This is a genomic window from Sphingomonas rhamnosi (assembly GCF_036663615.1).
GTDB lineage: Bacteria > Pseudomonadota > Alphaproteobacteria > Sphingomonadales > Sphingomonadaceae > Sphingomonas.
In genome coordinates this window covers 437120-460680 of the sequence record NZ_JAXOJJ010000001.1, presented here as the reverse complement: position 1 = coordinate 460680, position 23561 = coordinate 437120, and the positions used below count along the sequence as shown (strand labels likewise).

General features: G+C 65.8%; 22 protein-coding genes. 13 read left to right on the top strand and 9 right to left on the bottom strand.

The genetic code is table 11. The features are described 5' to 3' along the window. Window positions 1–24: 24 nt before the first annotated feature. The 4 genes from U1701_RS02220 to U1701_RS02205 form a co-directional block, all read right to left on the bottom strand. Complete coding sequence (locus tag U1701_RS02220) at window positions 25–1197, bottom strand: AMP-binding protein (protein ID WP_332780894.1); 1173 nt, start codon at window positions 1195–1197, stop codon at window positions 25–27. Next, the gene (locus U1701_RS02215; RefSeq protein WP_332780893.1) at window positions 1187–2353 is read right to left on the bottom strand and encodes a GGDEF domain-containing protein; all 1167 of its coding nucleotides are present in this window, start codon (window positions 2351–2353) and stop codon (window positions 1187–1189) included. Before U1701_RS02215 ends, U1701_RS02220 begins: the two co-directional genes overlap by 11 nt. Before the next feature lie 136 nt (window positions 2354–2489). Next, entirely contained in the window at window positions 2490–2858 is a 369-nt protein-coding gene (locus U1701_RS02210) for a phosphonate transporter (RefSeq protein ID WP_332780892.1), read from the bottom strand. A gap of 4 nt (window positions 2859–2862) precedes the next feature. Continuing rightward, window positions 2863–3060, bottom strand: coding sequence for a hypothetical protein (locus U1701_RS02205; RefSeq protein WP_332780891.1), 198 nt, complete (start codon window positions 3058–3060; stop codon window positions 2863–2865). A 102-nt stretch (window positions 3061–3162) separates the two neighbouring features. On the opposite strand from U1701_RS02205, the gene U1701_RS02200 reads away from it, so the two are divergent. Continuing rightward, on the top strand, window positions 3163–3483 hold the full coding sequence (locus tag U1701_RS02200) for a hypothetical protein (RefSeq protein WP_332780890.1): 321 nt from the start codon (window positions 3163–3165) through the stop codon (window positions 3481–3483). A gap of 22 nt (window positions 3484–3505) precedes the next feature. Here U1701_RS02200 and U1701_RS02195 read toward each other — a convergent pair whose 3' ends face one another. Together U1701_RS02195 and U1701_RS02190 are read right to left on the bottom strand one after the other, a co-directional pair. After that, entirely contained in the window at window positions 3506–4456 is a 951-nt protein-coding gene (locus tag U1701_RS02195) for a 3-keto-disaccharide hydrolase (RefSeq protein ID WP_332780889.1), read from the bottom strand. A gap of 27 nt (window positions 4457–4483) precedes the next feature. After that, window positions 4484–5488 (bottom strand): LacI family DNA-binding transcriptional regulator, encoded by a 1005-nt coding sequence (locus U1701_RS02190; RefSeq protein ID WP_332780888.1) that lies wholly within the window; start codon window positions 5486–5488, stop codon window positions 4484–4486. 124 nt (window positions 5489–5612) lie between these two features. Here U1701_RS02190 and U1701_RS02185 point away from each other — a divergent pair, with 124 nt between their 5' ends. The 9 genes from U1701_RS02185 to U1701_RS02145 are packed head-to-tail and all read left to right on the top strand — an operon-like array spanning window position 5613 to window position 14323. Next, window positions 5613–6866 carry an MFS transporter gene (locus tag U1701_RS02185; RefSeq protein ID WP_332780887.1) on the top strand — a complete coding sequence of 418 codons (1254 nt, stop codon included), beginning with the start codon at window positions 5613–5615 and terminating at the stop codon, window positions 6864–6866. Next, entirely contained in the window at window positions 6863–7927 is a 1065-nt protein-coding gene (locus tag U1701_RS02180; RefSeq protein ID WP_332780886.1) for a sugar phosphate isomerase/epimerase family protein, read from the top strand. Before U1701_RS02185 ends, U1701_RS02180 begins: the two co-directional genes overlap by 4 nt. A 17-nt stretch (window positions 7928–7944) precedes the next feature. After that, window positions 7945–9063, top strand: a complete 1119-nt coding sequence (locus tag U1701_RS02175) for a Gfo/Idh/MocA family protein (RefSeq protein ID WP_332781429.1) — start codon at window positions 7945–7947, stop codon at window positions 9061–9063. Further along, the gene (locus U1701_RS02170) at window positions 9064–9444 is read left to right on the top strand and encodes a c-type cytochrome (RefSeq protein WP_332780885.1); all 381 of its coding nucleotides are present in this window, start codon (window positions 9064–9066) and stop codon (window positions 9442–9444) included. Between the two features lie 13 nt (window positions 9445–9457). Beyond that, window positions 9458–10369 (top strand): hydroxypyruvate isomerase family protein, encoded by a 912-nt coding sequence (locus tag U1701_RS02165; RefSeq protein WP_332780884.1) that lies wholly within the window; start codon window positions 9458–9460, stop codon window positions 10367–10369. A 14-nt stretch (window positions 10370–10383) separates the two neighbouring features. Beyond that, complete coding sequence (locus tag U1701_RS02160; RefSeq protein ID WP_443025977.1) at window positions 10384–11202, top strand: 3-keto-disaccharide hydrolase; 819 nt, start codon at window positions 10384–10386, stop codon at window positions 11200–11202. Then, complete coding sequence (locus tag U1701_RS02155; RefSeq protein ID WP_332780882.1) at window positions 11199–11780, top strand: gluconate 2-dehydrogenase subunit 3 family protein; 582 nt, start codon at window positions 11199–11201, stop codon at window positions 11778–11780. The genes U1701_RS02160 and U1701_RS02155 overlap by 4 nt, the downstream gene beginning before the upstream one ends. After that, on the top strand, window positions 11777–12610 hold the full coding sequence (locus tag U1701_RS02150; RefSeq protein ID WP_332780881.1) for a sugar phosphate isomerase/epimerase family protein: 834 nt from the start codon (window positions 11777–11779) through the stop codon (window positions 12608–12610). The genes U1701_RS02155 and U1701_RS02150 overlap by 4 nt, the downstream gene beginning before the upstream one ends. A 36-nt stretch (window positions 12611–12646) precedes the next feature. Next, entirely contained in the window at window positions 12647–14323 is a 1677-nt protein-coding gene (locus U1701_RS02145; protein ID WP_332780880.1) for a GMC oxidoreductase, read from the top strand. Window positions 14324–14685: 362 nt separating this feature from the next. Here U1701_RS02145 and U1701_RS02140 read toward each other — a convergent pair whose 3' ends face one another. Then, window positions 14686–15567, bottom strand: coding sequence for an AraC family transcriptional regulator (locus U1701_RS02140; protein ID WP_332780879.1), 882 nt, complete (start codon window positions 15565–15567; stop codon window positions 14686–14688). A gap of 298 nt (window positions 15568–15865) precedes the next feature. On the opposite strand from U1701_RS02140, the gene U1701_RS02135 reads away from it, so the two are divergent. Then, on the top strand, window positions 15866–17035 hold the full coding sequence (locus U1701_RS02135; RefSeq protein ID WP_332780878.1) for a metallophosphoesterase: 1170 nt from the start codon (window positions 15866–15868) through the stop codon (window positions 17033–17035). Between the two features lie 188 nt (window positions 17036–17223). On the opposite strand, the gene U1701_RS02130 is transcribed toward U1701_RS02135, so the two are convergent. After that, window positions 17224–17415: a hypothetical protein gene (locus U1701_RS02130; RefSeq protein WP_332780877.1), complete on the bottom strand. Its 192-nt coding sequence runs from the start codon at window positions 17413–17415 to the stop codon at window positions 17224–17226. Window positions 17416–17682: 267 nt separating this feature from the next. On the opposite strand from U1701_RS02130, the gene U1701_RS02125 reads away from it, so the two are divergent. Further along, window positions 17683–18267, top strand: a complete 585-nt coding sequence (locus U1701_RS02125) for a cell wall hydrolase (protein WP_332780876.1) — start codon at window positions 17683–17685, stop codon at window positions 18265–18267. Window positions 18268–18317: 50 nt separating this feature from the next. Beyond that, window positions 18318–20144: a putative bifunctional diguanylate cyclase/phosphodiesterase gene (locus U1701_RS02120; protein WP_332780875.1), complete on the top strand. Its 1827-nt coding sequence runs from the start codon at window positions 18318–18320 to the stop codon at window positions 20142–20144. A gap of 29 nt (window positions 20145–20173) precedes the next feature. On the opposite strand, the gene U1701_RS02115 is transcribed toward U1701_RS02120, so the two are convergent. Next, window positions 20174–23461 (bottom strand): PAS domain S-box protein, encoded by a 3288-nt coding sequence (locus U1701_RS02115; RefSeq protein WP_332780874.1) that lies wholly within the window; start codon window positions 23459–23461, stop codon window positions 20174–20176. Window positions 23462–23561 lie beyond the last annotated feature (100 nt).

Sequence of the window (23561 nt, the reverse complement as noted above, 5' to 3'; positions counted from 1 at the left end):
GGTGCCGATCGCGCAAGGTCGGGCCTAGGCCCAGTCGCAGAGCTTGCCCATGCCGTTGCGCGGCAACCGGCTGCCGAACCGAAAGCTCTTCGGACGTTCGTGTCCAGCAAGGTGCGCGACGGCACGTTCGAGATCAATGGCAAGCGTTGTGGGATCCTGTCCCGCGAGCGGCACAATGAACGCCTTCAATCGGCCGGTGGCGCCTAGCCGAACGGTGGCCTCGGCGACGCCGTCCGAATCACGGAGCAGCTGCGCGATGCGTTCGGGCCAGACATTGTGGCCCGCGACCTGAACCGCACCGTCGCGTCGGCCGACGGGCCGCAGCGACCGTTCGCCGGTGCGTTCGATATAGTCGGGAAAATCCGCAGTGGTTCCGGTGCGGTCGACCAATTGCCAGTCGCCTTCGCCGCGTGCGGTCATCGTCCACCGCGGCAAGAGGTCATAGTCGCTCGAAGGCACGATGCGCGTGCCGATTGCCGCTGTTTCGGAGGAACCGTAGACGTCGATCAGCTGGGTCAGGCCCGCCGCGATCAAATTCCGTGCAAGCCGATCGTCGAGCGGCCCTGCCGAGCTGACCCCGACCACGCCTTCCGGAAACCGCCGCATCAGGCGCAGGAGCGCCTCCCACTGCTCGGGCACCGCGACGACCAGATCGCCCGCTGCAAGCCCCATGGATAGGCCGACGGTCGCGCGGCGCACGGGAACGCCGAGCAGACTGGGCAGCACCGCGGTCCATATCATGCCGTACAGATGGGACGCCGGCACCAGCGCAACCACGCGCCGCCGGTCCGCACACCGTTCGGCCCAGAGCGCCGCTTCATCAAGGATATCGGCGACGGAATGCGCGCACAGGCGGGGCGCGCCGGTCGAACCCGACGTTCTGACGCAGATGCGTCCGGCGCGCGATCGGTGCGCCTTCATGACCCAGTCGACCCAGTCGCCGACGGTCTGCGCCCGCTCGGCACCCAGCATACCGTCATCGAGATCGAACGTCTCGGCAAGCGCGCCGACCGCGCCAAGCTGTTCGAGCGAATCGAGGCCCAGGCCGGTTGCCCCGATCGGCACCGCGTCGGGCCAATCGTACCGTAATGCCTCGGGCAGTTCGGTTTCCCGGATGCGCCGCACCTCGGCAGCGACCACCGCGCAAGCGACGCGGTGGACGGCGGAGCGCTGCAGCATCAGCGCGTCAGGCGGCATCGGTGCTGGGATGGAAGACCTGATTTCGTCCGTCATGCTTGGCATTGTACAATCGCTGATCTGCCAGCGCGATGAGCACGTCGATCGATCCCTCTGCTTCGTCCAGCGTTGCACAGCCAAAACTCGCCGTTGCCGATAGCGGCCCGCTCGGCGCCTGGATTTCGAGTGTGGCAATGGCTTCGCGCAAGTCTTCGGCGAGATCGATGGCCTGCGCGAGATCGAACCGCGGGAGCAGGGCGCCGAACTCTTCGCCCCCCAAGCGCGCGAACAGGCATCGTGGCGGAAGCATCTCGGTGCACGCCGTGGTGATGCGCTGCAGCAGCAGATCGCCGACCGGGTGCCCGTGCATGTCATTGACGGTCTTGAAGTGATCGAGGTCGAGCATGATCAACGACAGCGGCTGACGCAGCTCGCGCCAATGCGTCAGCTCGCGCTCCAGCGTCTGGCGGAAATGGCGTCGATTGGCGGCTCCCGTCAGATGGTCTCGCGTCAGCAGGCGCCGCAGGTCTTCGGTCGCGGCCTCGCGTCGCGGCACGTCGCGCAGGACGACGGAGAAGCCCGCGAAATTCGAGCCGTCGTTGTCGGACCGAGCCACCACCAGACGTTGGCACCAATAGCGTTCGCCGTTCGCGCGCAGCTGCCACCCTTCCTGGAGATGCCATCCGTCGCGCTTGGCGACCACGAGCTGCTCGTCGAGCCGCAAATTGCCGCCCTGGGCCTCGTGGCCGAGAACCACGCCAAGGTTGCAACCGATGGCGGCGATGCTGTCGTAACCGGTCTGATGCGTGAAGCCGGGATCGGCCGAAACAATGTCCCCCTCGGGGGTGATTTCCAGGGCCGCATAGTCGTTGATGCCGTCGAGCAAGGTCGCAAACCACGTGTCCGCCTGGCGCAATCGCTGTTCCTGAACGACCTGCTGGCTGATGTCCGTCAGTGTCGCCATCAGCCTGTCTGGCCCTAGCTTTACGATGGTGCACGCGATTACCGTCGGGCCCTTGGCACCGCGTCCTGATCCCAGATCCACGAATATGCGATGACCGTCGCACACCCGACCCGTCGCCGGTGCGAAGTCTGCCACGATGCTGCGCACCTCCGGTGCGTGCTGCTCGAGCGCCGCGAACAGGTTGCTCGAGTCCCGCGGGCCGGCGAGCGGCATCAGATGCTGCATCGCGTGCGGGTTCATGATCGCGATATCGCCCGCGGCATCGCATTCGATCAATCCAACCGGACACGCGTACAGAAACTCGAGAAGCTGTTCCTCACTCGAACTGCCGGTCATGACCGCCGCGCACCTATCGCTGGATCAGAATATAGCGTCGTGCCGCCGTCGCGGACGCCAACAGCCGCAGCCGCACCTTGGTCGGCCGCATCCGCAGGGTCAGAACATACGGCACGAGGGCGTCGAGCTCGGGCTCGTCCTCGAACCGCTGGGCGACCATGAAGTTGTTCATGCACTGTGCGATGGCGTCGAAGAACGGGACACCGATGACGCTGGCAGGGTCCAATCCCGCCATCCGTGCCTCGGTCGCGTTATAGGATTCGACCGTCATATCCGCGGCGAGGCCGACCACACCGTAGGGCAGCGCATCGCGTTCCGCCTCGCCCATCATATCGAGTGTGCGCAAGGTTACGGCGTCGAAGCCAGTCTCGAGGGCGGTCATCATGTCACTCCTGGTTAACCTGCCTTATGGCCTGCGCGGTGAAGAACGCCTTAAGGCAATCGCTCGGATCCTGCCCCAACCGTAAATTCTGACCGGGTTCACCGGCTGCGGTGCGTGGCCGCAGCGTGGTCGCTGCGCTCGGCATGTGCCCACCGCCCTTGGAGCGTTGCACCTCGTAGCGATAGATCAGTCTGATCGACAACCGGACACCGTACCGGGTCGTCGGATAAGCGCCCGTCGCTCCCAGGCGATCGATTGTCGTGCGTTGATGGCTTGGCGGGGCAGGCATGCTAAAGCCGCGGCCATGTCAAACACCCGAAGCAATACCGGTACCGTCGATATCGACGGCGTCAAATACGACTGGCACCTGCAACGCGAGCCGCAATGGTCGGATGACGAGGGATGGAAGGGCATGACGATCGGCGTTCTGCAGCGGGATTCCCAGCGCGAGGCGCTGCTCGAATTTCCTGCCCCGAAGCGTTTGTTGAAGGGCCTGCCGCGGGGGCGCCTCCAGATCGACGATGCGACGGTGTCTCGGAGCGTTCGCGCTGCTCTGGCCGCGGGCTGGGAACCGATGTCGCGCGGCAGGCCGATGGTGTTTACGGTAGACGCCGACGGCAACTGACCCGCGCGGACGCGGCTTTCGCTCACTCGGACGATATCGCTGTCTCTACGATTTTTGGCAGGCTGCGGATGGGTTCGACCGAAATGCTGCGGAACCACGTCTCGGCCCCTTCCGACTGAAGCTGAATGCTGCCGTGAGTCAGCGGGGTCCGGCTTCCGTCGGCGGCGATCGTCGCGATATCCCGGATTTCGGCGACGGGGACGCCGTTGACGACATGGACGGCGTGGTCCCCCAGCACGTAGAGATCGAGCGTGTTCCACTGGCCGATCGGGCGTTCGGCGTCGGTGGCGGCTTCGACGTTCCAGGTCGGGCTCCCGTTGACCATGTCGACGGTCCGTCCGCCAACACGGAAGCGGAGATGCGGCGCGATCAGCGACGGGTCGGACGTGACGGTCGTCCGCCCCCGGACCTTGCCGCCGACCGCGACGGCCATGCCGGTCGAGCCCTTCATGATTTCGAATTCCATCGACGGACGCCATGTTCCGAACACCTCGCCGGGCGCGCCATGCGTATGGTATAGCAAGCCGTTATTGGGCGGCTGCCGGTCGCGCGGCGCCCACCGTCCTGCACCCCATTTATACTGTAGCCGCAGGTGATAGTTGCTGAGGTCCGCACGGTGGACGAGGCTGCCCCAGGTCTGGCCCTTGATCCAGATCGCTGGCCCGCCGTCGACCTGGCGGACGGCGAAGTCACCGCTGTCGCGCCCGGGAACGCCGATTGGTGGATTCTTGCTGTCGCCGCGATACGTCACCGCCGGGTCCGCATAGCCGAGCCAGGGTTGCCAGTCGTTCAGGCTGCGGCCGTCGAACAGCGCGATCCTCTTGCCGACTGGTCGGGGTACGTCGGCCAGGATCAGATGCTGCCGGCCGGTTGCGGGTTCGCCGCCGATGGCCCGCGCTTGGTCGATTGAACTCTGTGCAAACGCTGCGATGGGCGACACGCAAGCGAGCAAGAGCGCGCAAATCTTCTTCATGGACATCCTCTCATCCTTCTTTTTTGATCATCGGGCGCGGATGACAGCGGTGCTGTTCCTGACCACGAGTTCGTGACGGAGCGTGACTTGCTGGAGTGGGGCGTCGACGCCGCGCAGGATGTCGACGAGAAGTTCGACAGCGCGGCGCCCGATCATGCCCTTGGGCTGGGCGATCGTCGTGAGCGGCGGCTGGAAATAGCGCGCGAGCGGCAGGTCGTCGAAGCCGATGACCGAGACGTCGGCGGGGCAGGACAGGCCGGCATCGCCAATCGCACGCAGCGCGCCCATCGCCATCTCGTCGCTGAAGCAGAAGATCGCGGTGACGTCGCTGGCGAGCAGATCGCGGGTGTGGGCGACGGCCGAGCCGGCGGAATAGTCGCCCCTGCGGACGTGCAGGCGATCGCGGAGCCCGGCGCGGGTTGCGGCGTCGATCGCGCCGGTCAGGCGGTCGCGGCTGATCGGGCTGATCTCCGGTCCGGTGACGACGCCGATCGTGCGATGGCCGAGGCCGATCAGGTGCTCGATCGCGTCGGCGCTCGCCGCAGCATTGTCGATATGGACGCTGGGGACGCCGAGGTCGGGGCTGTATTCGCAGCCGTTGACGATCGGTGCGGCGGCGCCTTTGCGCGCCAGCAGCGGGCCGAGGCTGGCGGGCAGCCGGTGGCCGAGGAAGATCAGCCCGTCAACCTCGCGACGTGATAGCATGTCGGCATATTGATCCTCGACCTCCGGATCGTGGCGCGTGTCGCCCACGACCACCGAATACCCCGCGTCCCTCGCGGCCTCTTCGGCGCCGCGGATAACGCTGGCGAAGAACGCGTTGGAGATGTCGGGAACGGTCAGCAGGATCTTGGCGGCGCGCAAAGTCCGCAGGCTGCGCGCGGCGACATTGGGGGTATACCCCGAGTCGCGGACGACCTCCAATACGCGCAGCCGCGTCTGGTCGGACACCTGTTCGGGGCGGCTCAGCACGCGCGAGACGGTGGCGGTGGAGACGCCGGCCAAGGCGGCGACTTCGATGATCGTCGTCATGGCATCGTCATGTATCCGGTCCGCGTCCGTGTCGATATAGCGTAGATGTAATCCTTTACATTCATGGCGCCTCTTCGTAGCTTCCCGGTCGACAAGCAGGAAAACTGCGATCGGAGAGGTGCGAATGGCCGTTGCAGACAGTGCATCCTATGAAGGGGGCGTGGCCCCGGCGGGTGGTCTGTTGACCGGCCGCCTCAGCGCGATGATGTTCATGCAATTCTTCGTCTGGGGCGCCTGGATCGTTACGCTCGGCCTCGTGATGCAGACTGTCGGCATCGGCAATCTGATCGGCAACGCGTTTTCGGTCGGGCCGATCGCGTCGATCGTCGGATCGTTCCTGCTCGGCATGGCCGCCGCACGTTATGTCAGCCCGCGGATGCTGATGGTGATCCTGCACCTGATCGGCGGCGTGATCCTGTTCGCGCTGCCCTCGCTCATCACGCCGGAGGCCGGCAACGGCTTCGTCTGGCTGCTGCTCTGCTACATGATCCTCTACATGCCAACGGTCGGCCTCGCCAACACGATCGCGCTCAAGAGTTTCGGCGAGCGGACCGACAAGTTCCCGTTCGTCCGCGCGTTTGGCACGCTCGGGTGGATCACCGCTGGGCTGATCATCGGCTGGGCCGGGCTGTCGGCGAGCCCGGAGATATTCCGGGTAGCGGCGGTCGTTTCGATCGCGCTGGGGCTCTACAGTTTCACGCTGCCCAACGTCGCATCGGACGCGCCGCGCGACGAGAGCGTGCTGCGCCAGGTATTCTGCGTCGAGGCGTTCGGGCTGCTAAAACAGCGTTCGTTCCTGATCTTCATGACCTGCGCCACGCTGATCTCGGTCCCGCTGGCGATGTATTACGCCTATGCCTCGCCCTATGTCGGCGCGACCGGCATCAGCAACGTCGGCGGTACGCTCGCGATCGGACAGATGTCCGAACTCGTGTTCATGTTCTCTATGCCCTGGCTGTACCGCCGCTTCGGCGTGAAGCCGTTGCTGCTCGTTGGCATGGCCGCCTGGGCGGTGCGCTATGTGCTGTTCGCGATCGGCGATGGCGGCGCGTCGCTATGGGCGGTGTATCTGGGCGTCGCGCTGCACGGCGTGTGCTATGATTTCTTCTTCGTCGCCGGCGCGATCTACACCGGCACGATCGCGACACCGAAGGGCGTCAACGCGCAGGCGCAGGGCATGCTGACGTTGTTCACCTACGGCGTCGGGATGCTGCTCGGGTCGCAGATCGGTGCGCTGTTGTACGCGCAACTGCCCGCTACGCCGACCATCGCCGATTGGCAGCATATGTGGTGGTATCCCGCCATCGCCGCGGCAGTGATCGCGCTGCTGTTCCAGCTGACCTTTCGCGATGACACGCAGAAAGAGGTCGCGGCATGAAGGGCATGAAGGGCCCCGGCATATTCCTTGCCCAGTTCCTCGGTGACGCGGCGCCGTTCAACACGCTCGGCGGGCTGGCGGAATGGGCGGCCGGGCTGGGCTATGTCGGTGTCCAGATCCCCTGCAACGCGCAACTGATCGACCTGAAGCTTGCCGCGGAAAGTCGCACTTATTGCGATGACCTGCGCGGTGGCCTCGCCAAGCACGGGATCGAAGTCACCGAATTGTCGACTCATCTGCAAGGGCAGCTGGTCGCGGTCCACCCGGCCTATGACACGCTGTTCGACGGCTTCGCGCCGCCTGAGCTGCACGGCAAGCTCGCCGAGCGCCAGTCATGGGCGGTCGAACAGGTCAAGCTGGCGGCGAAGGCGAGCGCCAATCTCGGCCTGTCCGCGCATGCGACCTTCTCGGGCGCGCTCGCATGGCCCTACGTCTATCCGTGGCCGCAACGCCCCGCCGGGCTGATCGAGGAAGCGTTTGCCGAACTCGCGCGCCGCTGGACGCCGATCCTCGACGTGTTCGAGGACGCCGGCGTCGATTGCGCGTTCGAGGTGCATCCGGGCGAGGATGTGCACGACGGTGCGACATGGGAACGCTTCCTCGCCGCGGTCGACCACCATCCGCGGGCCCGCCTGCTGTTCGATCCGTCGCATTTCGTGTTGCAGCAGCTCGATTATCTCGACTTCATCGATCGCTATCACGACCGGATCTCGTGCTTCCACGTCAAGGACGCCGAGTTCAATCCGACCGGCCGATCGGGTGTGTACGGCGGCTATGAGAATTGGGTCGACCGCGCCGGTCGGTTCCGCTCGCTCGGCGACGGGCAGGTCGATTTTTCCGCGATCTTCAGCAAGATGGCGCAGTACGGCTATGCCGGTTGGGCAGTGCTCGAATGGGAATGCGCGCTCAAGCGCTCCGAGGATGGCGCCCGCGAAGGCGCGCCGTTCATCCGCGATCACATCATCCGCCGAGGTGACCGCGCGTTCGACGATTTCGCCGCCAGCGGCATCGACCGCACCGCGATCCGTGCGCTGCTCGGGCTGTCGGAGGATCGTCCGTGACCCGGCTTCGTCTCGGCATGGTCGGCGGCGGGGAAGGGGCCTTTATCGGTGCCGTCCACCGCATGGCGGCGGCGCTCGACGGCGATTGGGATCTCGTGGCGGGCGCGTTCAGCACCGATGGCGGACGCAACGCGCGGACCGGCGACCTGCTTGGGCTGGAGGCGCAGCGCGTCTATCCGTCGCTCGACACGCTGATCGCGAACGAACAAGCGCTACCTGCGGATCAGCGGATCGGCGCGCTCGCGGTGGTGACGCCGAACCACCTGCACGCGCCGATGGCGATCGCAGCGCTCGACGCCGGCTTCCACGTCTTCTGCGAAAAGCCGATGGCGATGAGCGTCGTCGAAGCCGAGGCGATCGCCGCAGCCGCCAAGGCCAGCGGCCGCCGGTTCGCGCTGGCGTTCACCTATAGCGGCTATCCACTGATCGAAGAGGCGCGTGTGCGGGTGGCGCGCGGTGATTTCGGTGCGATCCGGCTGGTCCAGGTCGAATATCTGCAGGGCTGGCTCAGCCAGTCGATCGATACCGATGGCAACAAGCAGGCCGAATGGCGCACCGATCCCGCCCGCGCGGGGCTTGGCGGCTGTCTGGGTGACATCGGTACGCACGCGTTCCAGCTTGCCGAGCATGTTTCCGGCCTGTCGGTGGAATCGGTGTCGGCGGACCTCACTACGCATGTCGGGGGTCGGCGGCTCGACGATGACGTGAGCGCGTTGCTGCGGTTCGAAGGCGGCGCGCGCGGCGTGCTCAAGGCGAGCCAGGTCGCTGCGGGCGAGGAGAACGGGCTGCGGCTCAGGATCCACGGAGAACGCGGCGGGCTCGACTGGGCGCAGACGGAGCCTAACACGCTGACCTTGCGCTGGCTCGATAAGCCGGCTGAAGTCCTGCGCACCGGCGGGCCCGGGCTGTATGACGGCACGGCCGCGCTGACGCGGACCCCGGCGGGGCATCCCGAAGGCTATATCGAAGCGTTCGCCAACCTGTATCGCGCGTTCGCCGCGACGATCCGGGGCGGCGACGATCGCTGGTATCCCGGCATAGCCGACGGCCTGCGCACCATGCGATTCATCGAGGCGGTGATCGCGAACGCCGCATCCGACCAGAAATGGACGCCAGTTGAGTCCAGGAGAGAATGAATGAAGCTGCTAATTGCCCTGGGCGCCACAAGCGTCGCGGCGACCGCGCTGATCGCCGTATCGGCGCCCATCGCCGCGCAGACGACGGCGCCGCCGGCCTTCGCCGCGTGCCGCGCCTGTCATACCGTCGTGAAAGGCGGCAAGAACGGGATCGGCCCCAATCTGTACGGCGTCGTCGGCCGTGCCGCGGCGGCTGCGCCCGGCTTCAATTATTCGCCGGCTTTGAAGGAGTCGAAGCTGCGCTGGGACGAGAAGACGCTGGACGAATATCTCGCCGCGCCGTCGAAGAAGGTGCCGGGGACCCGCATGCCGATCGCGACCCCCGATCCGGCGAAACGCGCGGCGATCATCGCATATCTCAAGGCGGAGGGCGCCAAATGATCGCGCGGCGCGCATGACATTCTCGCGTCGCACCGTGCTCGCCGTCGGTGCCGCGGCCTCGCTGGTGCCTGCCGCGATCGCAGCCCAGCGCCGCGGCACGAACGCGGCGCGGTTCTCGCTCGGCTATGCGCCGCACGAGGGCAGCTTCGCCAGCCGCGGCGGCCGGATCGAGCAGATCGCCTTCGCCGCGGATCAGGGCTTCACCGCGTGGGAGGACAATGAGGCGGCAACGCGCTCGGTGGCCGAGCAGGAGCAGATGGCCAAGGCGCTTTCGCAGCGCGGCATGACGGTGGGCGTGTTCGTCGCCAGCATGCCCAAATGGGCCAAGTCGCGACCGCTGCTCGGCGCCAATGACGGTGCCGAGCGCGAGGCGTTCCTGGCCGATATCCGCGCCTCGCTCGACGTCGCCAAGCGGCTGAACGCCACACGGATGACCGTCGTCACCGGGTTCATGGACCCCAAGGTGCCGGTCGACATCCAGACCGCGCGCGTGATCGACGTGATGCGCCGCGCGGGCGATATCGTCGCGCCATCTGGCGTGGCGATGGTGATGGAGCCGCTCAACACCCGGACCAATCACCCCGGCGTCTATATGCAGACGATTTCACAGGGCTATGCGGTCGCACGCGGCGCGAATAGCCCGGCGGTCAAGATCCTCGCCGATCTGTATCACGAGCAGATCCAGTCGGGGAATCTGATCCCCACGCTCAACACCTGCTGGAGCGAGATCGGCTATATCCAGTTCGGCGACAATCCGGGACGCAACGAGCCGTCGACCGGCGAGATCAACTATGCCCGGATCGTCAAATGGCTGCGCGCCAAACGCTACACCGGCGTGATCGGCATGGAACACGGCAACTCGATCGCGGGCCGGGCGGGCGAGGATCGCCTGATCGCCGCCTACCGCGAGATCGACGCCGTATGAGGGGAAGCATGAGCATGAAGATCAGTTTGATCGCGAGCGTCGTCGCGGCGGTGGCCGTGCCGGTCGCGGCGCAGGACAAGCCCGGCTTCAAGGACACGCCGATGCTGCCCGGCGGCCAGTGGCGCGTCCACGATGCCGACCGGCCTGCGCCGATCGTCGTGGCACCAGCCGCCACCCCAGGTGGTGCGCCTGCCGACGCGGTCGTGCTGTTCGACGGGCGGTCGCTCGACGCGTGGAAGCCGGATCGGATCGCGTGGCCGATCGACAACGGCGTGCTCACCATTCCGTCGCGCACGAAGAGCGGCGGCGAGAACAATCTCGTCTCGAAGCAGAGTTTCGGCGACGTCCAAATGCACCTTGAGTTCCGCTCGCCCAATCCTCCGACCAAGACCTCGCAGGATCGCGGCAACAGCGGCATCTGGTTCATGCAGCGCTATGAACTGCAGATCCTCGATGGATCGCAGAACCCGACCTATGCAGACGGCACGGTCGGCGCGGTCTATGGCTGGAAGCCGCCGCTGGTGAACGCCGCGCGCCGACCCGGCGAATGGCAGACCTACGACATCGTGTTCGAACGGCCTCGCTTCGCCGCCGACGGCAGTCTGCTCCGCCCCGCCTATGTCACCGCGCTGCTGAACGGCGTGCTGGTCCAGAACCACCAGGCGATGCTCGGCACCACCATCTGGCGACAGGTCGCGAGCTACAAGGCGCATGCCGACGCCGCGCCGATCCAGCTGCAGGATCACGATTCGCCGGTGTCGTTCCGCAACATCTGGGTCCGTCCGCTGACCGAGGCGGCGATCGCGCAGGATCTGAAGGGGGACGGCAAATGATCGATCGCAGAACCGCCTTGGCCGGTGTCGTGGGCATGTTCAGCAGCGCCTTGTTCGCGCCGATCGCGCGTGCCGCCGGCGTCGCGCCGGCCGCCGGTGCCGCCGCGGGCATCCCGGTGATCAGCGAAGGCCCGCCGAGCGTCGCGGTCTTCACGCCCGCGCAGCGCGCGCTGATGACCGCGCTCAGCGAACGCGTGCTGCCGACCACCGACACGCCGGGGGCGATCGCTGCCGGCGTCCCCGCCTATATCGAAAAGCTGCTCGCCGACTGGGCCGAGCCTGCCGACCGCGTGCCGATCCTCGCCGGGCTCGACGCGATCGAGGCGCGCAGCCTGAAGGACTATAAGGCCCCCGGTGCGACAGCGACCGCGGCGCAGCAGGACGCGCTGCTGACGCTCGCGATGAACGACCAGATCCCGTCCGGCGGCGTCTTTTTCGAAGCGTTCCGACAGCTCGTCGTCACCGGCTATTACACGTCGGAGATCGGCATGACGCAGGAGCGCGAATATCTGCCGGTGCCCGGCGAATATAACGGTGCCTTCCCCTATTCTCAGGTCAACAAGGTGTATTCCGCATGATCCTCAGCCGTCGAACCCTGCTCGCGGGCTCCGGTGCGGTTGCCGCGCTCGCATTCGTGCCCACCGCCTCCGCCACGCAGTTGAAGGCAATCGGCCTGCAACTCTACACGATCCGCGACATCTTCTCGAAGGACCCGGTCGGCACGCTCGGGAAGGTCGCGAAGATCGGCTACCGCGAGGTCGAATTCGGCGGTGGCGGCTTTGACGGCATGGACCATGCGATGCTGCGCGGCACGATGGACAAGCTCGGCCTGACCGCACCTTCGGTGCATATCGGCTACGACGCACTGCTCCAGCGGTTCGACCAGTCGGTGACGATGGCCAAGACGCTCGGCGCGACCACGGTCGTGCTGCCGTACATGACCGACGAGCATCGCAACGAAGCGGGCTGGACCGCGGCGCTGCCGAACTTCAACCGGTTCGCCACCGATCTGAAAAAGGCCGGGCTGGGCTTCGCCTATCACAATCACGATTTCGAATTCACGACAAAGCCGGGCGGGGTCAGCCTGTATGACCGGCTGTTGAAGGAGACCGACCCTGCGCTCGTGAAGCTCGAGCTCGATCTCTATTGGGCGCTGCATGCCGGCGAAAACCTAACGACGCTGATCGAGCGGGTGGCGCCACGTCTTTACGCTTATCACGTCAAGGACATGCGGCCCGATCGCAGCATGGCGGCAGTCGGCGTGGGGACGATCGATTTCGCCGCGCTGTTCAAGCTGAAGGGCAGCGCCGGGGTCCAGCATTTCTACGTCGAGAACGATCAGGCACCGGCGCCGTATCTGCCCGACATCACCACGAGCTTCCGGACGCTGCGCGCGCTGCGTTTCTGATCGCGCGTTCTGACCGAGAATTTGGAGAGGAAGATCATGGCTGCGACCAACAGGTTCGACGCGATCGTCATTGGATCGGGCGTCAGCGGCGGCTTCGCCGCGAAGGAACTGACCGAAAAGGGCCTGCGTGTCCTGATGCTCGACCGCGGCAAGATGGTCGAGCATGGCGAAGGTTATACCTATGACGGCAAGCCCGCCTACGAGGTGCCGGCTCGCAACATCATGCCCAAGCCGCTCCTCGACAGCGATTATTTCATCGCCAAGCACGGCTATGTCGCGCCCAGCAACCGCGAGTTCCACAATGACGACCGGCTGAACCCCTATGCCCATGACGAGGGCAGCAAATTCTATTGGATCCGGTCGGGGGCGGTCGGCGGCAAGTCGCTGATCTGGGGTCGCTGGTGCTTCCGCTGGGCGCCCGAGGATTTCGCGGCGAACAAGCGCGACGGGATCGATGGCGAATGGCCGATCGGCTATGACGACGTCGCGCCGTGGTACAGCTATGTCGAGAAATATATCGGCGTATCCGGCTCGCGCGAGAATCTCGCCTACCTGCCCGACAGCGAATTTCAGCCGCCGATGCCGATGAACGTCGCCGAGAAACGGCTGAAGCAGAACCTCGAGACCAAGTTCCCGGGGCGCAAGCTGATCAACACGCGGCTATCCAACATGACCGAGGACAAGCCGGAGCAGAACCGGACGAAGTGCCAGTTCCGCAACCAGTGCGGCAATGGCTGTTCGTTCGGCGCCTATTTCTCGACCCAGGCGGTGACGTTGCCGGCGGCCCGCGCCACCGGCCGGCTGACGCTGAAATCGGATTCCGTGGTCACCAATCTTGCTTACGACGCGGCGCGCAAGAAGGTCACCGGCGTCCGCTATATCGATGCCAAGACCGGGCAGGCGGAAACCGTCGAGGCCGATCTCGTCTTCCTCTGTGCCTCGGCGATCGCCTCGACGCAGATCATGCTCAACAGCCGCGCGCCGGGCAGCGACCGCAGCTATTTCGACGAGAGCGGCACGCTCGGTCGCTATGTCATGGACCACATCTTCCGCGTCGGGATCGAAGGCGACATCCCCGGCATGGAGGAGTTTATCGAATATGGCCGCCGTCCGGGCGGCGTGTACATCCCGCGCTTCCGCAACATCGGCGGCGACGAAGGCGTCGGCTTCAAGCGCGGCTATGGCTATCAGGGCGGTGCCTACCGCAACCCCGCGGCTCCGGTCGGGTTCGGTGCATCGATGAAGCAGGGCATGCGCAAATATGCGCCGTGGCGGTTCAGCATGGGCGCGTTCGGCGAATGCCTGCCGTACAAGGACAATAGCGTGTCATTGCATCCGTCGAAGGTCGACCGGTTCGGCGTGCCGCTCATGCGCTTCGACGTTCGCTTTCGCGAGAACGAGCTGAAGATGATGACCGACGCGCGCGCGCAGGGCGAGGCGATGCTCAAGGGGGCGGGCCTCACCAACGTGAAGAGCACCGAGAGGGAGCACGTTCCCGGCGATGCCATCCACGAGATGGGCGGCGCGCGCATGGGCAGCGACCCGCGCAAGTCGGTGCTGAACGCATGGAGCCAGGCGCACGCGGCGTCCAATCTGTACGTTACCGATGGCGCGCAGATGGCGTCGATCTCGTGCGTGAACCCGTCGCTGACGTTCATGGCGCTGACCGCGCGCGCGGTTGATCATGCGGTCCGCCAAAGGAAGACGACCTAACGCCGTCGGCCGCCGGCGACGCCTGTCGGATATCGGCTACCGGCTCGTCGGCCCGGTGCACCTATCGAAGCCGCAACGCCGATTTCATCGCGATCGGTGACCTCCGCGTGCCGTCCCTCGAGCCTTTGGCCGGGCGGTGAACTGGCGTTCATTCCCGCAAGATGCAGGGCCAACACGTTACGGGTCTGCTCTCCAGTTAATCGTCTTCACGAACCTCGAGCATTACGTGTGTCCCCAAAACGAGGAACAGGCCACCGCTCGCCATTCCAGCGAGCGTCGTTCTCCCGACTAGTCTCATGACTGGGAACGGGGCGGCTTGTCGCTTTGGCGATAGAATGGGACATAGCCGCCCCTTCACCGTGCTATTTCAGCGGTAGGAACAGGTCCGCGACCGCCTGATGTTCCGGGACTTCCGGGAAGAACGCGATGCGCTGACAATAGAGTGGGAAGTCCCGTGCTTCTTCACCGCTGTCAGGCAGCCAGTCTCGGTAGAGATACAGGGCGGCCGGCTCGAGCGTGTCGGTGTTGCCGACGACGCGCAGGATCGCACAGCGTCCGCCGGGTATAATTCCGGCCTCGATCCGCTCGCCGTTCGCCTCGATCGGCCGGTCGGTGCCGACGCACAGGTCGATGCGGTATTCGGCGGGGGGCGTGGTGCGTGGGTCGGTGTGGAAGACATTGAAGGTCGGGCTGGTTTTCGGCGACAGTCCGATGCCCTTCCGCCAGGCAATGAACCGTTGGATAGTCGCGCCGATCGTCGCCGGGTCGCCGCGATGCTCCATGATCGCAACCGGCGTAGGATCCACGTCGCGGATCGTCACGTCATCGGGGGTGTAGATGGTCTGCATGCGCTTGCTCCTCGCGTTGTCGAGAGGCCCGAAGGCCGCGAGCCACGGCTCCCAATCGGGCGCCTTCCTGAACGACGACGGCGACTGCCCGAACCGTTGCCGAAAGGCGCGGGCAAAGGCATCCGGCGTGCCGTAACCGGCATCCATCGCAATGTCGGTCACGCTGTGCGCGTCCCGATAGGCCAGCCGGTACGATGCCCGCTTCATGCGGGCGAGCTGGATATAGCGATGCACGGACACGCCGAAGATCGCCGTGAACTGTCGGTGGAAATGGTATTTCGAGAACGCCGCGACGCCGCTGACAACATCCAGGTCCAGATCATCCTCCAGGTGTTGGTCGATGTGATCCAACGCCCGTTGCATCCGAAGATGGTAGGTGTGAAACGCCGCCGTCATCGTCCCGTCCTCCGTGGCCTCGCCAGTTAGGCGCTTCCCGCCGTCGCACGCGCGACCGATCTTGCGGTTCTGATATAGTCGATCGCCTTCCCGCCGATGGACGAGGATTGGGGCGCGGATGTGCCCGACGCGATGGCCGGGATCCCGCGCGTCGACCGCAATTTGCGCGCCGGACGATGCGGCTGACGCACCTCGGGACTATATCCGGCGCACAGCCGCTTTGTCCCCCAACCTGATATCGACCATTGCGCCGGACGGCGCCGTTCGGAGAGACCCGATTTTTCATCTCATATTCAGCTTGCCCACCCTGTTCGTGATCGCGCGCTTCCTGTGGCCGCTGCACATTCCGGGGCTGGTCAAAGGCGTGATCGCGGTTCTGCTGCTGGTCGCCTCGCAATATCACCTCTGGTCCCGCCTCTCGTCGGGTTCGGTGTTCTCAGCCGAATTCCCTCGCGCGATCGTGATCGGCTTCAACTGGGCGTTCGGCGCGATCCTCCTGCTGGCGGTGTTTCAGCTCGTCCTCGACGTCGGTACGCTCGCGATCATGGCCGTTCACAAGGGCGGCGTACCGGTTCCGGATGGTGTGCGCTACGCGATCGCGACGGCGGCGGCCGTGCTGGCCGCGATTGGCGTCCATCAGGCGATCCGCGTTCCGCCGGTAAAGGATATCGAGATCCGTATCGCGGGGCTCGACCCGGCGTTCGACGGCTATACCATGCTCCAGCTTACCGATCTGCATATCAGCACGCTGTTTCCGCGGCGGTGGGCCCAAGCCGTGGTGGATCGGTCGAATGCGTTGGCACCCGACCTGATCGTCGTGACGGGCGATTTCATCGACGGTACCGTCGCGGCGCGTCGGGTGGACGTCGAACCGCTCCGTTCGCTTCGCGCGCGCGACGGCACGCTGTTCATCCCCGGAAACCATGAATATTTCTTCGGCTATCAAGCCTGGATGCGGCACCTGTCGGGGATGGGAATGCGCCTCCTCGCGAACGATCATACGGTTTTGAATCGGGATGGCGGCAGGCTCGTCATCGCCGGCGTCACCGATCTGTCCGCGCCCGAAACCGGCAATGCCGCGCCGGATCTCGCCTCCGCACTCCGCAATGCGCCTGGCGACGTGCCCGTGATCCTGCTCGACCATCAGCCGAGAAACGCGCGCATCGCTGCGGCGCGAGGCGTCGCCCTGCAACTGTCCGGCCATACGCATGGCGGCATGATTCTGGGGCTGGACCGCCTGACCGCGCTCGCGAATGCCGGGTTCGTGTCGGGCCGCTACGACGTGGATGGCATGACGCTATACGTGAACAACGGCACCGCGCTCTGGGCGGGTTTCGCGCTCAGGCTCGGTCGCCCCTCCGAGCTGACGCGCATCACCTTGCGCAAGTCAGCCCAGCCGTTGGGCGCTACGCGGCTTTCGACCCCGACATCTCCAAGGAACGTCATGCCCCGCTCCTTGCCGGAATAGCTGCTGCCGACGCCCGTCGTGTTGCTGACGCGGGCCAGATCGGAGTCCACGCGCGAGGCGCCGATACCGCTGCCGACATAGGGGACGGTCACGCTGTGCAGCGGAATATCGACATAGCCGTTGATGCTGACGGTGTAGGCCCGGCTGCCAGTCCGTCGCCCGCGGCGATCTCGCCGGTGATGCCGGTCTTACTTGGTCTTGTCGTCGAACGTGCTGCTCGATGGGAGCGTGTCGAGATCGAACATCTGTTCGGAACTGACCGACGCCCCGGCGCGCGCAACGCCGTAGGTGCCGGTTACCGGCTCGGTCTGCGCGAGGGCCGGAGTCGCGGCGAGTGAGACGAAACCGACCAGCGAACTGGCGACGAAAGCACGCAGCATCGACATACCCTCAGACGATTTCGGCAGCCGAAATGACCAGCGTCGAAACGGTATGTGCCGGGGTGTCGTGCAAAGCCGTGATAAGGATGGTGGCGGAATCTTGAGGGCGGCAAGGGTGGATCGATCGATCGCGAAGCGGGCGCATGACGGTGTTTCTCGGGGGGAATAGCCGGTAGAGCCCCGGTGGTGGCCCGTGTCCGATCCTCATCGCCGAAGCGACGCCGGCGGCGCGCGTCGTGGCGCGGGCCGTCGTCCGAACATTGGCTGTTGCTGCTTGGCGCAGCGGTCGCGATCGCCATCGTCTGCGGCATATTGCCGGGCGTTCCGGGGCTCGGCGATCGCGGCCAACAGCGCGCGAGACCGCTGACGATGGCCGAGGCGCGCGCCTCGAACGCGCGGGTCCCGATCATGTCGACCGGGCTGCCCGCCAAGCGGTATCGCTTCGTCGGCGGCCCCGCGGCGCGCGAGCAGGCGACCGAGTGCCTCGCCACGGCCGCGCTCTACGAAGCCGGCAACGATCGCGACGGGCAGCGCGCGGTGATCCAGGTCGTGTTCAACCGTGTCCGTGCACCGGGTTTCCCCCGGACGATCTGCGGCGTGGTCTACCAGGGCGCACACCGCGTGACCGGGTGCCAATTCTCGTTCTCATGCGACGGGTCGCTGACGCGGCGCACCGAACAGACCGGCTGGGACCAGGCGCGCCGCGCGGCGCGTCGGGCGCTCGGCGGGTATGTCTATGCGCCGGTTGGCCGCGCGACGCATTATCATACCGACTGGATGGTCCCCTATTGGCGGCCATCGCTGATCAAGGTGGCAAAGGTGAAGTCGCATTTATTCTATCAGCGGCGCTAGCGGGATCGCAGAAAATACATTCTACCTTCGGATAGTTGTTAAGAGATTGCGTGGTAGCGTCGGTCATGGCCAAGCTCGCCGATGACGAGACCGATACGCGACCGAGCTCGTTCGAAGAGGCGCGGCTCGACGCGCTTCGGCAATTGCGATTGCTGGACACGCCCGCGAGCGAGAGCTTCGATCGGGTAACGCGGATGGCCAGTCAGCTGTTCAGGCTGCCGATCGCCGCGATTTCGTTGACCGACAGCGACCGGCAATGGTTCAAATCGCGCGTCGGAATCGATCATTCTTCGATCCCGCGTGACAAGGCGCCCTGTGCACACGTTGCCGAAACGCGCGACGTGCTGGTCATCGCCGATGTTCAGGACGATCCGTTCTACCGCACCAGCGAACTGGCGCGCTCGGGGGTCCGCTTCTACGCCGGCGCACCGCTGGTCACGCGCGACGGCTATGGCTTGGGGGCGCTTTGCGTCTTGGGCACCGAGCCGCGCGATATCTCGCCGCAGGAGGTGGCAGCGCTGGTCGACATGGCCGCGATCGTCATGGAACAGATCGAGCTGCAGCATGCCTTTGGACGGACCGATCCGGTCAGCGCGATGCCGAACAAGAGCCAGTTTATCGAAGACCTGACCGATCTTGCCAACGACCATCCCGGGCAGTTCCGGATCGCGGTGGTGGTCGATCTGGCGCGCCCCGAACAGGTCAGCACGATCGCCCGTGTCGTCGGCGTCGCGCGCATCGACGACATGGTGCATGAAGCAGGGCGGACGCTGCGCGCCGCGCTCGGTCGCGACCGGCCGGTGTACCATATCGGCGCGACGCAGTTCGCGTTCCTGTCGCCGCCCGATGTCGACCAGGACAGCTATGTTCGACTGCTCGAGACCACGTTGGCGGGCGTGCAAGCCAGCACGACGGTTCAATTCGTCACCACACTGGCGATCGGCGCGAGGCCGTTTCGACTTGGCGAGATATCGGCGCAGGACGTTTTGCGCGGGGCCCATGGCGCGGCGCAGGACGCTCGCGGCATGGAAGGCGCGGTTGCCCTGTATTCCGAGGCCAATGACGGGAAGCATGGTCGCCAGTTTCGGCTGCTCCACGATTTCGGCCTCGCACTCGCGGCCGGAGATCAACTGCGGTTGGTGGTCCAGCCGCGCATCGATCTTGCGACCGGGCGATGCGTCGGCGCGGAGGGCTTACTACGCTGGCAGCATCCGAACTTGGGCGAGATCGGGCCCGCCGAGTTCATCCCGATCATCGAACACACGTCGCTCGCGCGCGCGACCACGCAATGGGTGCTGGATGCCGCGTTGACGCAGCTATCGGCCTGGAACACCCAGGGCCTCGACCTGCGTTTGTCGATCAACGTGTCCGCCACGAACCTTGCCGAAGACGATATGGCCGAACGCATCGCGCTGGCGCTGCTCCGGCACCGTGTCCGCGCGGCGCAGCTCGAGATCGAGCTGACCGAGAGCGCGATCATGGACAATCCCGATCTCGCGATGGCGATGCTCGGCGCGCTCGCCGCCGTCGGGGTCCAGCTGGCGATCGACGATTTCGGGACCGGTCACAGCAGCCTCGCCTATCTGCAGCGACTGCCGGTAAACGTCGTGAAGATCGATCAGGCGTTCATCCGCGATCTGGGCGATCCGGCGAGCGCGGATCATGCGCTGGTCGAGACGATCCTGGTTCTGTCGCATCGGCTCGGGCTCCGCGTCGTGGCCGAAGGCGTGGAGAGCCGTGACGCCGCGGAAGCGCTGCAGCGTGCCGGTTGCGAGGAAGCGCAGGGCTATCATTTCGCGCGGCCGATGGAAGCCGCCGATTTCGTCGCATGGGTCCGCGCCTATGATGACGGAACACCGCAGACCTGCGCGGCATAGGCGCGCGGGCGCGGGCGCGGGTCCCACCGTCAGCCGCCGCCCAGCATGTCCCGCAACTTGGTGGCCAACGCATCGATCGCGAACGGCTTGGTCATCATGTCCATCCCCTCTTCGAGGAAGCCGCTGCGGATCGCGGCGTTCTCGGCATAGCCGGTGACGAACAGGACCTTCAGATCCGGCCGCGACTGGCGCGCGATCTCGGCCAGCTGCCGACCGTTCATGCCGGGCAGCCCGACGTCGCTGACTAGCAGGTCGATCCGCTGGTCGGACTGGAGGATCGGGATCGCGGTGCGCGCATCGATCGCCTCGATCGCGGTGTAGCCCAGCGCTTCGAGCACCTCGAGGATGATCATCCGTACCGACGCATCGTCCTCGACGATCAGGACGGTCTCGCCCGCCCCCAGCGGCGCCGGGATCCCTTCCTCCGGCGCAAGGTCGACGTCGCCACGAAAGCGCGGGACGTATAGCGTGACTGTGGTTCCCGAACCGAGCTGGCTGTGCAGGCGGACGTGCCCACCCGACTGCCGCACGAACCCGTAGATCATCGACAGGCCGAGCCCGGTCCCCTGGCCGACGGGTTTGGTCGTGAAGAACGGCTCGAACACCTTCTCGACGGTCGAGGCGGCCATTCCGGTTCCGGTGTCGGACACGCTCAGCGCGACATAGTCGCCGGGTTCGAGCTCGGGGTGCTGGCGCGTATAGCGTTCGTCGAGCTGGGCGTTGGAGGTTTCGATCACCAGCCTGCCGCCGTCCGGCATCGCGTCGCGCGCGTTGATGCACAGGTTCAGCAGCGCGCTTTCGAGCTGGTTGGTGTCGGTGGACGCCGCCCACAGGTTGGAGGCAGCGAAGGTTTCGAGCGTCACTTGCTCGCCGAGCGTGCGGTGCAGCAGGTCTTCCATGCCGCCGACGAGCGCATTGACGTCGGTCGGCTGCAGATCGAGCGACTGGCGCCTGCCGAACGCGAGCAGGCGCGAGGTCAATGCCGCCGCGCGCTGTGCCGAGGTGTTCGCCGCCTCGATATAGCGGTCGACCCGGTCCATCCGGCCGGTCGCAATGTTGCGCTGGATCAGGTCGAGGCTGCCGATGACGCCGGTCAGCATATTGTTGAAATCGTGCGCGATGCCGCCCGTCAACTGCCCGACCGCCTCCATCTTCTGCGATTGCCGCAGCTGTTCCTCGGCCTGCATCAGTTCGGCGGTGCGCTCGGCGACGCGCTGTTCGAGCGTATCGTTGAGCGCGCGCAGCGCCGCTGTGACGCGGTCGCGTTCCGCCTCGATCGCACGGCGTTCGTCGACGTCGAGGAGGACGCCAGGAAACCGCAACGGCGTGCCGTCGGGACCGTGTTCGAGGCGGCCGTTCGCCTCGATCCAGTGATAGCGGCCGTCACTCCGCCGAACACGATATTGATGGGCGTAGGCGCCGCCACGCGCGATCACCTCGCGGATCGCGGTCGCCAGACCCTCCTGGTCGTCGGGATGGACCGTCGCGACCACCTGGTCGAGCGTAAGGCCGTCGCGCCCGAGCTTCGGGTCCAGCCCGCACGCCGCGGCGAACGCCTCGTCGACGGCCAAGCGACCGGTCTTGAGATCCCACACCCAGGTGCCGATGATCGCGCCAGCGGACAAGGCGAGCTGGACCCGCTCGACATTCTCGCGCGCCAGCGCCTCGCTCGCGCGGAGCGACGCTTCGGCGCGACGACGCGCCTCGATGTCGCGGAACAGCACAGAGACCTGCTGGCGCGTGGCCGGCTCGACGCGCGCCGCCGATACTTCGATGTACCGCCCGGCCGCGGCGAAATAGCGTTCGAACCGCGAAGGCTGGCCGGTCCGCAACACCTCGGCATACAAGGCGAGCCATTCGTCCGCCTCGGTCGGTGCGAGCTCGCGGAGCGTGCGGCCGACGATGTCGCCGATCCCGGTATGGCGCTCATAGCCCGAATTGGCTTCGACATGGACATAGTCGCTCATCGGTCCGTCGGGACCGTCGATGAATTCGATGATGCAGAACCCGTCGTCGATCGCGTCGAACAGCGCCCGGTAGCGTGCCTCGCTGCGCGCGAGCGCGTCGCGTGCGCGGCGTTCCTGGGTGATGTCGCGGGCGACGCCGGCAAAGCGGATCGGCACGCCGTTCGGGTCGCGCTGGATCTGGCCCTTGCGCGCGATCCAGCGCAGCTCGCCGGTATCGGCACGGCGAATGCGATATTCGACGTCCAGCGGCGCAGTGCCTGCCGCGCGCGTCTCGAGGTCGGAAATGAGATGCTGGTCCTCGGCAATGATCAGCTCTTCGAACCGACCGGCGGGCGTTGCCTCGCATTCGTCGACACCATAGACCCGACAGAATTCGGGCGTTGCATGCAGGATTCCGTCGCGCCCGATATGGAACACGCCGATGCCGCCCGCCTCCTGTGCCCAGCGCAGGCTATTCTGGGCTTCTGCCAGTGCGGTATTCGCAAGATACTGCTCGGTGCGATCGCGCAGGATTTTCACATAGCCGGTATGGCGTCCGTCGCTATCGCGTAGCGGCAACATCTCACCGCTCGCCCAGAAGCGCTCGCCGCTCTGCTTGCGGTGCCAGCGTTCGTCGAACGCCCGGCCTTCGTCGCGGGCGCACCGCATTTCGTGCGCCGGGATCCCGGCCGCGCGATCCTCTTCGGTAAAGAACAGTGACGCGTCGCGACCGACGGCTTCGTCTTCGGTCCAGCCGAGCACGAGTTCGGCGCCGCGGCTCCACTCGATGATCGTGCCCGACAGATCGATCGCGACGATCGCATAATCCTTCGCGCTGTCCATGATTGCGCGCTGGTGCGCTTCGGACATCGTCGTCTTCTGCAGCGCAAACCGCTGGTCGAGCTGTGCCATCACCTGGCGCGCGAGCACCGCGATCGCGTCTTGCTGGACCGTGGTGAGCGTCCGCGGCCGATAGTCGAGCACGCACAGCGTGCCGATCGCGTGGCCGTCGCGCGTCTTCAACGGCGCGCCCGCATAAAAGCGGATTCCGGGATCGCCGGCGACCAGCGGATTGCCGGCGAAGCGGGCGTCTTTCATGGTATCGGGCACGAGGAGAAACGCGTCTTCCATCAGCGCGTGCGCGCAGAACGAGTTCGCCAGCGGGGTCGAAACGACCCCGAGCCCGATTTCCGCCTTGGAGAATTGGCAATCGCGATCGATCAGGTTGATCGCCGCGATCGGCGTTTCACATATCGCGGCGACCAGCGCGGCAATCTCGTCATAGGCCGTCTCGCGCGGCGTGTTCATCACCTTGTAGCGCGCCAGCGCAGCCACACGTTGAGCCTCGCGGTCGTTCGAATCCGTCATCATGCCCGACTGTTCACCCCTCATCTCCTCCTAGGGCGATCGGTCGCCTGCCAGCAAGCGAACACGCGGTCGGGTGCAATAGGCGTTGACGCGAACTTCCAAT

Bases quoted from the DNA above. Each gene is read 5' to 3' on its own strand.
- U1701_RS02215 (WP_332780893.1), bottom strand. From the start codon at position 2,353: ATGCCGCTCGCCGGCCCGCGGGACTCGAGCAACCTGTTCGCGGCGCTC.
- U1701_RS02140 (WP_332780879.1), bottom strand. From the start codon at position 15,567: ATGACGGCGGCGTTTCACACCTACCATCTTCGGATGCAACGGGCGTTG.
- U1701_RS02195 (WP_332780889.1), bottom strand. From the start codon at position 4,456: ATGAAGAAGATTTGCGCGCTCTTGCTCGCTTGCGTGTCGCCCATCGCA.
- U1701_RS02200 (WP_332780890.1), top strand. From the start codon at position 3,163: ATGTCAAACACCCGAAGCAATACCGGTACCGTCGATATCGACGGCGTC.
- U1701_RS02185 (WP_332780887.1), top strand. From the start codon at position 5,613: ATGGCCGTTGCAGACAGTGCATCCTATGAAGGGGGCGTGGCCCCGGCG.
- U1701_RS02170 (WP_332780885.1), top strand. From the start codon at position 9,064: ATGAAGCTGCTAATTGCCCTGGGCGCCACAAGCGTCGCGGCGACCGCG.
- U1701_RS02220 (WP_332780894.1), bottom strand. From the start codon at position 1,197: ATGCCGCCTGACGCGCTGATGCTGCAGCGCTCCGCCGTCCACCGCGTC.
- U1701_RS02175 (WP_332781429.1), top strand. From the start codon at position 7,945: ATGGTCGGCGGCGGGGAAGGGGCCTTTATCGGTGCCGTCCACCGCATG.
- U1701_RS02155 (WP_332780882.1), top strand. From the start codon at position 11,199: ATGATCGATCGCAGAACCGCCTTGGCCGGTGTCGTGGGCATGTTCAGC.
- U1701_RS02160 (WP_443025977.1), top strand. From the start codon at position 10,384: ATGAAGATCAGTTTGATCGCGAGCGTCGTCGCGGCGGTGGCCGTGCCG.
- U1701_RS02165 (WP_332780884.1), top strand. From the start codon at position 9,458: ATGACATTCTCGCGTCGCACCGTGCTCGCCGTCGGTGCCGCGGCCTCG.
- U1701_RS02150 (WP_332780881.1), top strand. From the start codon at position 11,777: ATGATCCTCAGCCGTCGAACCCTGCTCGCGGGCTCCGGTGCGGTTGCC.
- U1701_RS02115 (WP_332780874.1), bottom strand. From the start codon at position 23,461: ATGATGACGGATTCGAACGACCGCGAGGCTCAACGTGTGGCTGCGCTG.
- U1701_RS02145 (WP_332780880.1), top strand. From the start codon at position 12,647: ATGGCTGCGACCAACAGGTTCGACGCGATCGTCATTGGATCGGGCGTC.
- U1701_RS02130 (WP_332780877.1), bottom strand. From the start codon at position 17,415: ATGCTGCGTGCTTTCGTCGCCAGTTCGCTGGTCGGTTTCGTCTCACTC.
- U1701_RS02190 (WP_332780888.1), bottom strand. From the start codon at position 5,488: ATGACGACGATCATCGAAGTCGCCGCCTTGGCCGGCGTCTCCACCGCC.
- U1701_RS02180 (WP_332780886.1), top strand. From the start codon at position 6,863: ATGAAGGGCATGAAGGGCCCCGGCATATTCCTTGCCCAGTTCCTCGGT.
- U1701_RS02210 (WP_332780892.1), bottom strand. From the start codon at position 2,858: ATGACCGCCCTCGAGACTGGCTTCGACGCCGTAACCTTGCGCACACTC.